We start from the raw sequence: 14,803 nt of genomic DNA, 5'->3' as shown, positions 1-14,803 counted from the left end.
GAATTCGAAGCTGTTCAGATGAAGGAAAGGGGAGATCCATGAGATGGAGCGAAGCAGCGACAGCGTAACCGGTCAGATGCCGGAGCAAGCAGCAAAGGATAGGCAGCCATATGAAACGAAGCACGATCAGGAGCATGATAAGCAATATCAGAACCGGGACCGGGACGGGGATGACTTGGAGAGTGCCGGTTATTCAAAACGTTCCAGCCGGCACGGCCGTCCCTTAAGGCTCTGGTACACCGCTCCGGCGGCGGCTTGGGAGGAGGCACTGCCGATCGGCAACGGGCGCCTCGGAGCGATGGTGTACGGGTCCACCGGCCTCGACACGATCCGTCTGAACGAGGATTCGCTCTGGTACGGGGGCCCTTCGCGGGCGGCCAATCCGGATGCGGGACCTTACCTTGAAGAGATCCGGACCCTGCTACGCGATGGCAGGCAGGCGGAAGCGGAGCATCTGGCCCGCATGGCGCTTACCGCTTCCCCGAAGTATGAGCAGCCTTATCAGCCGCTTGGCGATTTGATGATAAAGCCGCTTGCGGACGTCCCGGTGGAAGAGTATGAGCGCGAGCTTGATCTGGAGCGCGCCGTCGTGAACGTGACTTATCATGCAAGGGGAGTCAACTACCGCAGGCAGTATTTCGTCAGCGAGCCGGACGGTGTCCTGGTCGTCCGCCTCACTGCGGACCGTCCCGGCGCGCTAACTTTCGCGGCCAATCTCATGCGCCGTCCCCTGGACAGCGGATGCCGGCCGGGACCGGGCGGTACGGTGATCATGGGCGGCGAATGCGGCACGGACGGAATCCGCTTCAGCGCAGCCTTCCGCGCCGTCCATGAAGGAGGCGCCGTGCGGACGATCGGTGATTTCCTGTCCGTGGAGGAGGCCGATGCGGTGACGCTTCTGCTTGCCGCGCAGACGACGTTCCGGGAGAATAACCCGGAGGAATCGAGCTTTATTCAGTTGGAACGGGCTACCGCTTTGACCTATGACGAACTATTCAAGCGCCACGTGAAGGAATATCGGCAGAGATTCGACCGTTTCGAGCTAAACCTGACGCCAGGCGGCGATCCGCTCGAGGAGCTGCCGACCGATCAGCGCCTGCTCAGGCTCAAGGAGGCGGGCGAGGGTTCGCATGATGCCGGGGCCGGAGCGTGCCAATTTTCGGACCCCGGTCTGATGGCTCTTCACGCGCAGTACGGCCGTTATCTGCTGCTATCCTGTTCGCGACCAGGTACGCTGGCTGCGAACCTGCAGGGGATCTGGAACCACAGCTTCACGCCGCCGTGGGAATCGAAATACACGATCAACATCAACATGCAGATGAATTATTGGCCTGCGGAAAGTCTGGGACTGGCCGATTGCCATGAGCCGCTCTTTGACCTGATTGAGCGGATGGTGCCCAGCGGTCAGGCTACGGCCCGCGACATGTACGGGTGCAGGGGATTCGTGGCTCACCACAACACGAATCTGTGGGCGGAGACCCGTCCGGAAGGCATTCTGATGACCTGTACCGTTTGGCCGATGGGAGCCGCCTGGCTTAGTCTCCACTTCTGGGAGCATTACCGGTACGGGCTGGATGCGACGTTCCTGAAGCGGCGTGCCTATCCGGTGATGAAGGAAGCCGCTGTTTTCTTGCTGGATTATATGACCCTAGGCGAGGACGGGATGCTCGTTACAGGGCCCTCCGTCTCGCCGGAGAACAAATTCCTACTTCCGGGCGGCGGAAGCGGCAGTCTGTGCATGGGACCTTCCATGGATTCTCAGATTGCGCTGACGCTGTTTGAAGCCTGCCTCGAAGCTGCACGAATCCTTGGTATTTCCGCGATGTCGGCGAAAGGGATAGCGGTAAATGACGGACAGGGGCTTGGGGATGCGGACTTCATCTCCGAACTGGAGAAGGCCATCCAGCGCATCCCGAAACCGCAGATCGGCCGCCATGGACAGATTATGGAATGGCAGGCCGATTATGAGGAAGCGGACCTTGGGCACCGGCACATCTCGCATCTGTTCGCTCTGCACCCGGGCGAGCTCATCGATGCCTTGGATACGCCCGGGTTTGCGGAAGCCGCAAGGGTGACGCTTGCCCGCAGGCTTGCTTCAGGCGGGGGACATACGGGTTGGAGCCGCGCCTGGATCGTCAACTTTTACGCCCGGCTGATGATGGGCAGCGAAGCGCACGGGCATCTGTCCAAGCTGCTGACGCTGTCCACCTACCCCAATATGCTGGACTGCCATCCACCGTTTCAGATTGACGGCAATTTCGGCGGGGCCGCAGGCATGGCCGAGATGCTGCTGCAATCGCATGCTGGCGAGCTGCGGCTGCTGCCCGCGCTTCCGCCACAGTGGCCTGCTGGCGAAGTCAAGGGACTTCGAGCCAGGGGCGGCTATACGGTCGATATGCGCTGGAAGAATGGCATGCCGTCCGAAGTCATCATCCATCCGCACCACACCGGGATGTGCCGGCTATGGTCACCCGTGCCGCTGCATGTTGCGGATGAAATCATCTCGCCGCCGTCCGGAAGGAATCCAGGGGTCGACCCTGGCTTCCGCTACAGTTTTCCGGTTCAAGAAGGCAAAAGCATGACGATCAGCGCAGGAAAGCACCGCCCGTAACGTCTCGTTCAGACAATCATAATAAAACACAAGTCACTCGACAAATCTCCATTCCGGCCCCCTGCCGGGGAGGGTTAAGATAGTTTCGAAGGCGAGAGAGTCAGGACGCACGCCAATTATACGCGTTTAAGATAACGCTTTCTTTTATTGAATAAGAGAAACTGAACCGGCAACTTGACCGCGCTGCAGGCTCATCCGGTTCATAAGCAGAAGGAGCGATGATGATGTCAGGACAGGCGCCAACGGCAAACCAGACAAGCATGAAGACAAGCAGGCCTCTCGGCAGGCGGCGGAGTAATTTCCGCAAATACAAAGCGCTCTATTTCATTACTATTCCGGGCATTCTTTATTTTATTATTTTTAAATATCTGCCGCTGATGGGTTCGGTCATGGCCTTCCAGAACTACAACATTTTCAAGGGTTTCACCGGCAGTCCCTGGGTGGGACTGGATCAGTTCAAACGGATGTTCACCTACACGGAGTTCCTTAGGATTCTGGAGAATACCGTGTTGATCGGTTTGTATGATATTCTCTTTGCCTTTCCGGTGCCGATCATTCTGGCGCTTCTGCTCAATGAGATGAGGAAGGTGCTCTACAAACGCATTTTGCAAACGGTTGTGTACCTGCCCCATTTCCTTTCCTGGGTCATTATCGGCGGGATCATGATCGGCATCTTGTCTCCGACAACCGGGATCGTCAATCAGGTTCTGAACGTGTTCGGCATCAAGTCCATTTATTTTCTCGGGGAAGATTCATATATCCGCAGCATCCTGGTCGGTACAGGGATCTGGAAGGACAGCGGCTGGGGGACGATCGTCTATCTGGCGGCGCTCGCAAGCGTCAATCCCGAGCTGTACGAAGCGGCGCGCATGGATGGCGCCAACCGCTGGAGACAGACGTTATCCATTACCATTCCGGCGATTCTGCCGACGATTACGATCATGTTCCTGCTGCACATCGGCAACTTCCTGGATTTTGGTTTTGAACGGGTATTCGTCTTCGTCAACTCGCTGAACGAGCATAACGGCGATATTCTGGATACGTATATTTATCGGGTCGGACTGATCGATCAGCAATACAGCTATACAACAGCCATCGGATTGTTTAAGTCCCTCGTAGGTCTGATGCTGATCATGATCGGCAACACCCTGAGCAAGAAGGCAAGCGGAGAAGGACTTTACTAGAGAAGGGAGCAAGGCGAAATGAGCATCAAAGGACGTTTGTTTGATTGGTTCAACACGATTTTTCTGACGATCGTCGGCTGCCTTATGGTATTTCCGCTGCTCCATGTGCTTGCCAAATCGTTCAGCAGCAGCAAGGCCATCAATGCCGGTCTCGTCAAGCTGATTCCCGTCGATTGGACCTTTATCAATTATAAGGTGATACTGGCCGATACTTCGATCTGGAGGGCTTTCCTGGTCAGCGTCATCATTACCGTAGGCGGTACGGCCATCAACCTGATCATGACGGCCTCCCTGGCCTACCCGCTGTCCCGTCCGGAATATTCGATTCGGAAGGTGATCCTGATCTTCATCCTCATCACAATGATTTTCCAGGCGCCGCTCATCCCGAACTATCTGGTCATCAAAAATCTGCATATGCTGAACACCTTATGGGTGCTCGTCATTCCCTCGGCCATCAGCGCGTATAACCTGTTTATCATGAGGTCCTTTTTCGTGGCGCTCCCCGCGGAACTGGTGGACAGTGCCAGAATCGACGGTGCGAGCGAGCTGCGGACAATGTGGAGCGTGATCCTGCCCTTGTCCAAACCGGTCATGGCGACGATGGGATTGTTTTACGCCGTATCCCACTGGAACTCGTACTCCACGGCCCTCTACTTCATTAATAACCGCGCACTGTATCCGCTCCAGCTTCGTCTGCGCGAAATCGTGCTCAGTAATGACCTCGGCCAAGCCGGGAGCCTGCTGGAGGGCGTAAATGAGGTGTCGCCGGCGGGCGTGCAGATGGCAGTCATTGTCGTATCGGTTCTGCCGATCATTATTGTCTATCCGTTCCTGCAGAAATATTTCATCAAAGGGATGCTGGTTGGCTCGATCAAAACCTAGAGGCTCGGCATAGTAGCATCGGATTTGCAATTGAATGCGTTTTCACATTGGAGAAATATGTTAATATAGAGGTGTTTCGAATCGAATAGCGCTCATCACGTCCGAAGAGAGCAAACCGGACGAGTAAGAGGGGGAGGCAATGAAAAGGTGGTTTTATCTGGTACTAGCCACGATCGTGACTCTTGCAGGCTGTTCTATTCCGGGAATATCCCATTCTCCCGGCATCTCCGGTCACTCCCCTGGACCCATGGCCGGCAGCGGCTCTTCCCTGGGGGCGTTGTCTTTTTCGATCGTGTTGTCTACCGGCTCCAATCCATATGCGATCAAGCTGGAAGATATCCATGAGGATAAGTGGATCAAACAATTGGAAGCGCTGACAAACACGGATCTTCAGATTACGATGATTCCGCTGAAGGATGTGGATAAGCGCCTGCCCGTGCTGTTGACCGGCGATGATTTCCCGGATGTGATCCAGACGGTGGGCGGAGCCAGCTCTGCTTCGATGGCAGGGACGGTGGAAGCCGGATTGTTTATGCCTTTGGATGATCTGTTGCGGACTTATGCACCCCGTCTGCTGCAACGGATTCCTAAGGAAGCTTGGCAGGAGACCAGCTATGACGGTCATATTTACGGCATTCCTGCCTGGCTCGATAACCCGTCAAGGCGAGGCACTTACATCCGGACCGATCTGCTTAAGAAGACGGGGCTTCCGGTCCCGAAGACGGTGGATCAATTTTTGGACGTGCTGCGCGCCTTTAAGAAGCTGGGAGTTGAGAACCCGTACCAGATGCGGGAGAACTTCAAATATGCGGATGTCATTTTTGGAGCCTACGATGTGCTCGGATACCAGTTTGAACGCAAGAATGGCGAGATCGTGCCGAAGTTTTTCGAAGAAAAGCGCATGATGGAAGCTCTCTCGGTCTATAAAACGATGCTCGAGGAAGGTTTGATCGCGAAAAATTTCGCAACGGTGGGTATGAATGAATATGCCCGGAATATTTATGCCGGCAAAGTTGGAATCTGGACGGCTAACGCCGCCGGGCTGCTTGATTTCCGGTCGAAGGTGATTGATTCCGTTCCCGGTGCCAAGGTGGATATCATCCCTTCACCCGAAGGTCCCGGAGGAACGAAAGGCTACGGGCTATATAGCTCCGTGATAAACTCGTACTTTATTAACAAACAGGTGTCAAAAGAGACAGCCATCGGCATCCTTAAATTTTTCGACTGGATGCTCAGCGACGAGGCCGAGCTGTTTTTTTCCTTCGGAATACCCGGCGACACCTATACGGTGACGGATGGCGTGATCCATTATCCGTTTCCGAAAACGCAGGATCAGCAGGACGAACAGGGATTCCGTGAGCTGCTGTGGCTGACCCATGACCTGACGATTAACCGCGAAAGAACGAAGCTGCTTCCGGGCGGCGGGGATGTACTCGATGCAATTGATTCGACGCTTACCGGTGAGGGGCTGGGGAACATTGTCTTCGTGCCCGAGCTGGAGGTGTTCAGCGTATACCCGGAGCTGGCCCCCAATAACCCGAATCAGCCTCCGCTATTTATCGTCGACCATATGGTGCGAATGATTTACGGCAAGGAACCGATTTCGGATTGGCCCAAAGTGATCAGGGAGTATAGAGATCGCGGCGGGGATGCGATTATCCTTGAAGCGACGCAGCGTTATAACGCGCACGAAGGTGTGCTGGTCCTGCCAAACCGCTAAAGGTGGTGGTCAGGCGTGGCGCATAGCACTGCAGGTACTTTTTTTCAAAACCGGCGAGAAAAGGGGTTATGATCCATGCGTGTACTGATTGTGGAAGACGAACCTGTCATTCAAAAGGGATTGGTAAAAATGGTGCAGCGTTATCCGGCGTCGTTTTCGGCCATTTACACGGCGGACGACGGGGAGACCGCTTTGGAGATGATCCGCAGCGAGGAGCCGCATTTGGTGCTGACCGATCTGCGGATGAAGCGGATGGACGGCCTGGATCTATGCGAGCGGATTCACAGGGAATTCGGGCATGTGCAGGTGGCGGTGATTTCCGGTTACAACGATTTTGAGTATGCCCAGCGGGCCATTGCTTACGGTGTCAAACGTTATTTGCTCAAACCTGTGACTCAGCAGGATGTCCATGACGCGCTGCGCGAGATCATTGCCGGCATGAATGAGAATATTCTGTCGCTGCAGAAATACGTGGAATGGGCGGAAAAGCTGGAGCAGAGCATCTGGATGCTGCAGAAGGGTGACATGACCCGGCTGCTGGAGGAAAGCAGGGAGAACTGCCTTTTCGGCGGACTGCATGTACTCTGTATGAAGTCGGTCCTTGAGGACTGCCTGAACATGATCGTCGGTAGACTTTCGCAGCGGGGGTGGCAGCCACAAATCAGCGTCGACAAGAGCGGTACGGATATTAGCAAGAAGGAAGCGCTTGAAGCCTTTGGAATCGTGCTGGAGGATATCTATACGCAGCTACAGCTGACGCGCAAAGGCAAGTTCAAAGACCCGATCGAGGAGGCCAAGGCATTTATTGATCTGCATCTGTCCGAGGAGGTTACATTGGAGGAAGTAGCCAAGAAGGTAGGGCTTACCCGCACATATTTCAGCGCTTTGTTTAAGAAAATGACGGGCGAAACCTTCGTCCATTACCGCATCAAGAAGCGGATTGAGGAAGCCCGCAAGTTGCTCGCCATTCCGGCGCTGACGATCACGGATATTGCGGTTCAGGTCGGATACGAGGATTATCCGCACTTTACCAAGACGTTCAAAAATTTCGTGGGCATGTCTCCTTCGGAATACCGGTCGTTTTTCGGCATTGAATGATGGGGACGATCAGGATCCAGCTGAGGGTCAAGCTGCTGATCAGCTTTCTGGTTGTCATTTTGCTCACGCTCTCGGCGGTGGGTATCGCTTTCTATACGATATCGGCAAGACAGCTGGAGCAAAGTGCGGAAAATCAGATGACGCAGATCGTCAACAATGCCGTTCACCATACCAACTTATATCTGTCTTCCTATCAGCGCTCGATGGTGGCTTTACTGTCCAATCTGAGCGTGAAAAAGTATATCGATCTGCCTTCGGACCGCGAGGAATACGAAAATTACCGCTATATGACCGACATCCGTGATTCGATCGTGGACCCGGTCTGGATCCGCAATCCCGAAATCAGCGCGCTGTATATCATCGGGTACAACGGCAATGCGCTGTATTATTTTAACGGCGGTACCGAGCCTTCCTTCAAATCCGAAGACACCACCAAGCAGATCGAATACTTCAAGTCGCATACGGATGAATCCGGACGTCTGACCATTATCAACCACAGCATTCAGGGGGAAGGGGCGCCGATGCTGACGCTGATCCGCCGCATCCGCGGCCTCCGCTCTCCCGAGATGAAGGGTTTCGTCGGCATTGAGGTGAAGTCCGAGGAGCTGTCCACGCTCTGGAAAGGGATTGACCTTGGTCCGGACAGCTATTTTTTCATCGTGGATGATAAGGGCCGGATCCAGTATCATACCGATCCTTCGAAAGTCGGGAAAGCCATATCGGGTAAGCTTGCGGGCGAGATGGCCCGAGCGGGCACGTCCATGTTCCGCAGCTCCGCGGAAGGTTCGAAGCGGGCGTATATCAGCCGAAAAGCCGATTATTCCGGCTGGAATCTGGTGGTGTCCATTCCGAACAGCCAGCTGGTCAAGCCGCTTGAAACGACCCGGACGCTCATGTTTATCGTAGCGGGGCTCACCTTCCTGTGCGCGCTGTTTCTGGCGAGCCGTTTCGGCAAATCCATTACGAACCCGATCCGGTCGCTGATGAAGGGGATGAGCCAGACGGAAAAAGGGAACTGGGAGTTCATTCCCCTTCCGAAGCGCCATGACGAGATCACCGAGCTGATTGTACGATACAACCTGATGGTGAATCGGCTGTCGGAGCTCGTGGATATCGTCTACCAGTCCGAGCTAAAGAATAGGGAAATGCAGGCGGAGCGGCAAAAGGCCGAGTTCCAGTCGCTACAGCTGCAGATCAATCCGCATTTCCTGTATAACACGCTTGAGACGGTCGTCTGCTATGCGGTCATCCAGGATTCGGACGAAATCTCCGAAATTGTCGGGGCGCTATCGTACATGCTGCACTACTCGGTTCGCACCAATCTGGAGGAAATCACGGTGGCCAACGAGCTGAAGCATGTCATGTACTTCATGGTCATCATCAATCACCGCATCGGCCGGCATTTCGAAATCGACATGCGCGTGCGGCCGGAGCTACTGCTGCGGAAAATGGTCCGCCTCACCCTCCAGCCGCTGGTGGAAAATGTGTTTCAGCATGCTTTCCGCTACGGGGTCGAGGATCACCATACCATCATGATTGATGCTGGCGAGGAAGAAGACGGTTTTTGGGTCAGCGTGGAGGATAACGGCTGCGGCATGACGCCGGAACGGCTGTCGGAGCTGCGCGCTAAGCTGAGCGAGAACCGTCTCGCGGACAGCGATGAGGAAGGCAAGCTGAAGAGCGGCATCGGCGTAGCGAACGTGCACCGGCGCATCCAGCTCGTATTCGGAGAGGAATATGGTTTGACGGTGGAAAGCAGCCTGGAGCAGGGGACGCGAATGTTCATGCGAATGCCCCGCTCCGCGCCCAAGACCCTGGAGAAGGAACCCGGACTGCTCCCCTCGGCCTTCCCGGGCGGGGGTGATTCCTGGCAAGCGGGATAATCGGATAATAACAAAGCAGGTCATCGCGAGGCAGCCGGGAAACCGGCTGTTTTTCTTTTTGCATCTTAAAAAAACACACTACAAGCATAATTTGCCCCATGGGTCCTGCTCGGTCTTTCGTTTTATCATGAGGTAAGCACGAAACAGAATGTCTCTGATAAACGGAAAGGGGAAAGGTCTAATGAAGAAATGGATCAGCCTGATTTTGGCATCAACGCTTCTTACCGCAGGACTTGCAGGATGCGGAGGAGGGAGCAAAACGGATTCGGTGGACGCCTCGGATGAATCGAAACCGATTAAATTATCCATCTCCTTGTCAACAAGTGGAAACGCTTACGCAGAAAGCTCGAAGGATATTAACAATGACAAATGGGTAAAGGAATTCGAAAAGCGGGCCAATGTGGATGTGGACATCAACATGATTCCGCTGAAAGATTTTGACTCGAAAATGGCAGTCATGTTCGCGGGCGGGGATATTCCTGACGTGGTGCAAAATGTCGGCGGATCGACGGATAAATCGATGTCGGGCTCCATTGAAGCTGGCGTGTTTATGCCGCTGGATGACCTGCTCAAGGAATATGCGCCTAACATTATGAAGGCGGTTCCGAAGGAAGCGTGGGCCGAGGTTAGCTATAAAGGGAAAATTTACGGCGTGCCAACCTGGATTAGCAACCCGTCACGCCGCGCGACATATATCCGGACCGATCTGTTGGAGAAAACAGGCCTTCCAGTTCCAAATACCATGGATGATTTCCTGAACGTGCTGCGCGCATTCAAGAAGTTGGGCGTACAAGCACCTTATCAGGGACGTGAAAACTTCAAGTATGCTGATATTGCCTTCGGCGCGTATGATGCGCTGGGCTACCAGTTCGTAGAGAAGGACGGCGAGGTTGTTCCGAAGTTCTACAATGCCGAGAACATGGAAAAAGCATTGACCGTATACAAAACGATGTATGACGAGGGCCTGATTCAGAAGGATTTCGCGACCATCCAGGCGCCGCAGTACACCGAGAACATCCAGGCGGGCAATGCGGGAATGTGGACGGCGAATGCCGCAAGCTTGCTTGATTTTCGCACCAAAATTCAGGCGGTCGTACCGGAAGCCAAGATCGACATCATCCCGTCTCCCGAGGGAGATACCGGCTTGAATGGCTACGGTCTGTACAGTTCGGTGATTACCTCCTTGTACATCAACAGCAAGGTAAGCAAGGAGAAAGCCATCCGGATCATCGAACTGTTCGACTGGATGCAAACGCCTGAAGCGACGAAATTCTTCAGCTTCGGCATCGAAGGCGAGAATTACACCGAGAAAGACGGAAAAATCGATTACAAATTCCCGACGACCAAGGAAGGGAATGACGAGCAAAACTTCCGTTCGCAGCTAAAATGGATAGGGGATGGCACCATTAACCGTGAGCGCACGGAGCTGCTTCCAGGCGGCATGGATGTCCTGAAGGCACTGGATGAAACGTTGGCCGACGAGGGCATCGGCGGAATCGGGTTCGTGCCTGAGCTTGAATCCTTCAGCCAACTGCCGGATCTTGCGTCCAAACGTCCTGACCAGGCGCCGAAGCTGATCATCGACCACATGGTGAAGATGATTTACGGCAAAGAGCCGATTACCGATTGGCCGAAAGTCATTGAGGAATACAAGCAAAAAGGCGGCAATGACATCGTCAAGGATGCTACCGAGCGCTTCAAAAATAACGATGGCATTCTAAACCAGTCGAGCCGTCATAAATAAAAAAATGGAACGTTACATCAGGCAGATATCGGGGAAAGAGAGGTATGACGGCATGGATAAAGAAGCCTGGAAGCTGAAACTGCTGACCCCCTCCTCCTGGTGGGGAGCCAAATGGCGCGAAGCTCTCCCGACTGGCAGCGGCACCGTCGGCGCTGCCGTATACGGAGGGGTGCACCGCGAGACAGTCATGCTTACCCACGGCGATTTATGGTGGCAGAGCCGTACGCCGGACCTGCCGGATATCAGCGGTCGACTGGAGGAGATGCGGCATCTGATGCTCTCCGGTCAGGAGGAAAAGGCTGAACCGATGTTGGTAGAGGAGCTTCAGCGCAAGGACTATGATCCGGCCATGGCTGTACCTCTTCCGCTTGGGGACCTCACGATTGTGTCAGCGGTGAATGAAGGTTTCAAGCTCTATTCCCGCGAGCTTGATATGCAGTCCGGCGAAGTCACCGTTCGCTGGAAGGACAGGGGGGCCGCTTTCGAGCGGGCCCTGTTCGCATCCCGGCCCGAAGACATGATCGTGATGGAGATGCGTGCCGAAGGGGAAGGATCTGTGCATGCACGATTCTCTCTCGGCTTGCATGACCCGAGTGATGCCAAGCGGCCGCCGGGCCGGCCTGAAGCGCCTCTTCCCGTGGAGGTGGAATCGGGATCGGACGGCTCCTTTATCTGGTACGCAGCCCGCATCGATGACGGCAGCGATTTCGGCGCCGTAGCCCGGATCATTCCGACGGGAGGCGGGTTGAAGGCTGAAGGAACGGAGAGCGTGGCCAGTGGCGCGGAGCAGGTGCTCGTCTGGGCGAAGGGAATCTGGCTCTCGAATGCCTCGATTTGATGAGCCGCTCGGCGGTCATCAACAACTTTTATACGCTTCATAATGACTGGCGGAACATGGGTATCGGACTTTCCATGGATTGGGCGCCGTTTCAAATTGACGCGAACATGGGTTGGACGGCGGCCATGCAGGAGATGCTGCTGTATTCCGAGCCGGGCTTGATGCGGCTTTTGCCCGCTTTGCCTGACCGATGGATCCGGGGGCGGGTGCATGGCATGCTGGCCTGCGGGAGCATCGAGGTGGACGTGGACTGGAATCGGAAAGGGGGTACGCTTTCGGTGAGGCTGATGTCGGCAGCCATCGATCAGCCGGTAACGATGGAGCTGCCGCAGGGCTGCAGCATCTTGGAGACTCCGGCTCCATCGGTGGATCGGGATGTGGATTCTTCTGCACCGGTGACGCCAGACGGACGCAGGCTGCAGGTGCTGTTGAAAGCCGGGGAGCCGCTTGTGAAGACGATGAGCTTTGTGTAATCGAAGGGACCTCATTCCAAGGAAGAAGTCAATCGACCGTTCGTCAAACCTGGCTTTCAATTGCATTTCAACTTTAACGACTATAGTGAGCCTATCAACGCGAGCTTAGCAACGAAGGAGAGGATTACCGATGAAGCATTCATCCTTGCTGGATGACATCATGGCCATGGATGCGATCGATACCCATACCCATCTGGTGGGAGACCATCTGTGCGCAGAGGATTTTTGGAAGATCGCGGACTACTTCTGGCTGAACCGCGAGCTCCAGACCGCGGGCTACCCGCCCGATGCGGAGAAGCTTCCGGAGGAGCAGCGGATAGATGCGTTCCTCAAAGCCTATCATTCTTCACGAAATACGATGATGAATATTGCTTTTACCACCATTCTCAAGGATTTATACGGTGTAGAGCTTACCGATACAGCATCGATCCGGATCGCAGATGAACGGATCAAGGCGAGCAGCAAGGAAGAAGGCTGGGCGCAGCGTGTAGCGGACCGGCTGCATGTGCGCCGCTTCGCGGTCAATCACCCTGATCATGCCTTGTTTGAGGGGATGAAGCATCATGCGCTGCTGTTCCCGCGGATTGACGGCTGGCTTCCGAAGCTTGTGTTGGAGGTAGCTCAGGCAGAAAAGAGGGAAGAGGCTCTGGAACAGGCTAAGGCTCACGTCCAGAATCGGCTTCAAGACTATCAAGATATGGGTTGTCCGGGCATCATGACCACGCTCTCCAACTATGAGGCCGCCGCGCATGAGCAGTATGCGTTGACCGCAGACACCTCGCCGGATGAGATCATGTTTATGCTATTGCATGAGGTATGCGCCGAGCTTGAACGCCGCGGCATGTTCCTGCAGCTCTTTCTGGGCGTGGAACGAAGATGGGGGAGCGCTTCGGCGGCCCCGGTCAATGATTCGCTGCGAGTGTTGCGATTGTACGGCCTCTTTGAAAGGTACAGCATTCCGTTTGAGCTTGTCGTCGCCTCGGAGCTGAACAATCTGGACGTGGTTCAGGCCGCGTGGAATTTCCCGAACGTGCATGTCGGCGGCATGTGGTGGTACAACTTCCGGGCAAGCACCTATACCCAAAGCATGCAGTACCGGCTGGAGGCTTTGGCGCCAATCAAGAGCTCGCTGATCGTATCCGATGCCCGCTGCATCGAGTGGACCTACGGCAAGATCCATGTCGTGAAGCGGTTGCTCGCCGGTTTTCTGGATGAGCTTGTTGCCAAAGGCTGGATCGATCGCGAAGGGGCGCTGCGCTGCGCCTCGGAATGGCTGTACGGTAGTGCCGCCAAGCGTTACGGCATCAAGGAGGAGGGAGCCTGATGGCCTTGTCACTGATGGACCGCATGCTGCCTGCACCGATCGGCGGCGGATTCCGGATGGAGGAATGGTGGGTCTGGTGCGGGTCGGTCGTGCGCGGAGAAGACGGGCGGTATCACATGTTCGCTTCGCGCTGGCCCAAGTGGCTGCCTATGCATCCGGGCTGGCTGATCCGATCGGAAATCGTGCGCGCGGTCTCGGATACCCCGGAAGGCCCTTATACGTATGCGGAGACGGTACTGCCTGCGAGAGGAGCGGAATTTTGGGACGGCCGCAGCACGCATAACCCGCATGTCATTCGGCACGGTAGCGGGTATCTGCTCTACTATATGGGCTCAACCAATCCTTTTGCAGAGGCAGACCCCGGAGATGCAGTCGAAATGGATGACTGCCGTGTCATTGCCGCTAGAGCGAACAAGCGGGTGGGGCTCGCGGTCGCGGACAGCGTGTTCGGGCCGTGGAAGCGGCTGGATGCGCCGATTCTCCCGGTGCGTCCCGGCAAGCTCGACAGCTATCTGACCTCCAATCCTGCACCCTGCATCCGGGAAGACGGCTCGGTGCTGCTCATCTATAAGGCACGGAGATATGAAGGGCATAATTATGGAAAAATGACGCTCGGAGCGGCAGAGGCCTCCAGGCTGGAAGGCCCTTATCGCGTCATCAGCGAGGAGCCGCTGTTCCCGCCTGCCGTGCACGTGGAGGATCCGTTCATTTGGCGAAGCGGCAGCGGGTACGCGATGATCGCCAAGGATATGGAGGGCCATCTATGCGGCGAGAAGCATGGGGGCATTCTGGCGTTATCGGATAACGGTACCGATTGGCGGCTTGCGGACGCTCCGAAGGCTTATTCTCGCAAGGTTTTGTGGGATGACGGACAGGAGCGGGTCATGGGGAGTTTTGAAAGGCCGTTCCTGCTGTTTCAGGACAGCAAACCGACGCATATGTTTGCTGCCGTGGCCGATGGACCGGGAGGATTCCGTGAGGCCAGGAATACCTGGAATATGGTGATTCCGCTTTCCGCGGGAAACGCTAACGACAGGGAGGACTAA

Annotated in this window: 11 protein-coding genes; all 11 read left to right on the top strand. The window is 55.4% G+C overall.

Translation table 11 applies throughout. The annotated features are described in order from the left end of the window. The first annotated feature begins 43 nt into the window (after positions 1 to 43). The 11 genes from MUG84_RS10090 (at position 44) to MUG84_RS10040 (ending at position 14,803) form a co-directional block, all read left to right on the top strand. Entirely contained in the window at positions 44 to 2,611 is a 2,568-nt protein-coding gene (locus MUG84_RS10090; RefSeq protein WP_244724638.1) for a glycoside hydrolase family 95 protein, read from the top strand. A gap of 260 nt (positions 2,612 to 2,871) precedes the next feature. Beyond that, positions 2,872 to 3,795: an ABC transporter permease gene (locus MUG84_RS10085; protein WP_244724962.1), complete on the top strand. Its 924-nt coding sequence runs from the start codon at positions 2,872 to 2,874 to the stop codon at positions 3,793 to 3,795. Positions 3,796 to 3,813: 18 nt separating this feature from the next. Then, positions 3,814 to 4,677: a carbohydrate ABC transporter permease gene (locus MUG84_RS10080; protein WP_244724636.1), complete on the top strand. Its 864-nt coding sequence runs from the start codon at positions 3,814 to 3,816 to the stop codon at positions 4,675 to 4,677. Positions 4,678 to 4,816: 139 nt separating this feature from the next. Then, on the top strand, positions 4,817 to 6,397 hold the full coding sequence (locus tag MUG84_RS10075) for an extracellular solute-binding protein (protein WP_244724634.1): 1,581 nt from the start codon (positions 4,817 to 4,819) through the stop codon (positions 6,395 to 6,397). A 75-nt stretch (positions 6,398 to 6,472) separates the two neighbouring features. Next, a complete protein-coding gene (locus tag MUG84_RS10070; RefSeq protein WP_244724632.1) occupies positions 6,473 to 7,495 on the top strand; it encodes a response regulator transcription factor in 1,023 nt (340 codons plus the stop codon). Continuing rightward, the gene (locus MUG84_RS10065; RefSeq protein WP_244724630.1) at positions 7,492 to 9,378 is read left to right on the top strand and encodes a cache domain-containing sensor histidine kinase; all 1,887 of its coding nucleotides are present in this window, start codon (positions 7,492 to 7,494) and stop codon (positions 9,376 to 9,378) included. Before MUG84_RS10070 ends, MUG84_RS10065 begins: the two co-directional genes overlap by 4 nt. Before the next feature lie 181 nt (positions 9,379 to 9,559). Beyond that, on the top strand, positions 9,560 to 11,122 hold the full coding sequence (locus MUG84_RS10060) for an extracellular solute-binding protein (protein WP_244724628.1): 1,563 nt from the start codon (positions 9,560 to 9,562) through the stop codon (positions 11,120 to 11,122). A 4-nt stretch (positions 11,123 to 11,126) separates the two neighbouring features. Next, positions 11,127 to 11,960: a glycoside hydrolase N-terminal domain-containing protein gene (locus tag MUG84_RS10055; protein ID WP_244724625.1), complete on the top strand. Its 834-nt coding sequence runs from the start codon at positions 11,127 to 11,129 to the stop codon at positions 11,958 to 11,960. Continuing rightward, a complete protein-coding gene (locus MUG84_RS10050) occupies positions 11,960 to 12,433 on the top strand; it encodes a glycoside hydrolase family 95-like protein (protein ID WP_342346108.1) in 474 nt (157 codons plus the stop codon). Before MUG84_RS10055 ends, MUG84_RS10050 begins: the two co-directional genes overlap by 1 nt. 130 nt (positions 12,434 to 12,563) lie before the next feature. Continuing rightward, complete coding sequence (locus MUG84_RS10045) at positions 12,564 to 13,757, top strand: glucuronate isomerase (RefSeq protein WP_244724619.1); 1,194 nt, start codon at positions 12,564 to 12,566, stop codon at positions 13,755 to 13,757. After that, a complete protein-coding gene (locus MUG84_RS10040; protein ID WP_244724615.1) occupies positions 13,757 to 14,803 on the top strand; it encodes a glycoside hydrolase family protein in 1,047 nt (348 codons plus the stop codon). The genes MUG84_RS10045 and MUG84_RS10040 overlap by 1 nt, the downstream gene beginning before the upstream one ends.

Origin of the sequence: Paenibacillus mangrovi (assembly GCF_022898935.1) — a bacterium.
Taxonomy (GTDB): Bacteria; Bacillota; Bacilli; order Paenibacillales; family Paenibacillaceae; genus Paenibacillus_AQ; species Paenibacillus_AQ mangrovi.
The sequence above is the reverse complement of the archived record's forward strand: the minus strand, read 5'-3'. Positions and strand labels throughout refer to the sequence as shown.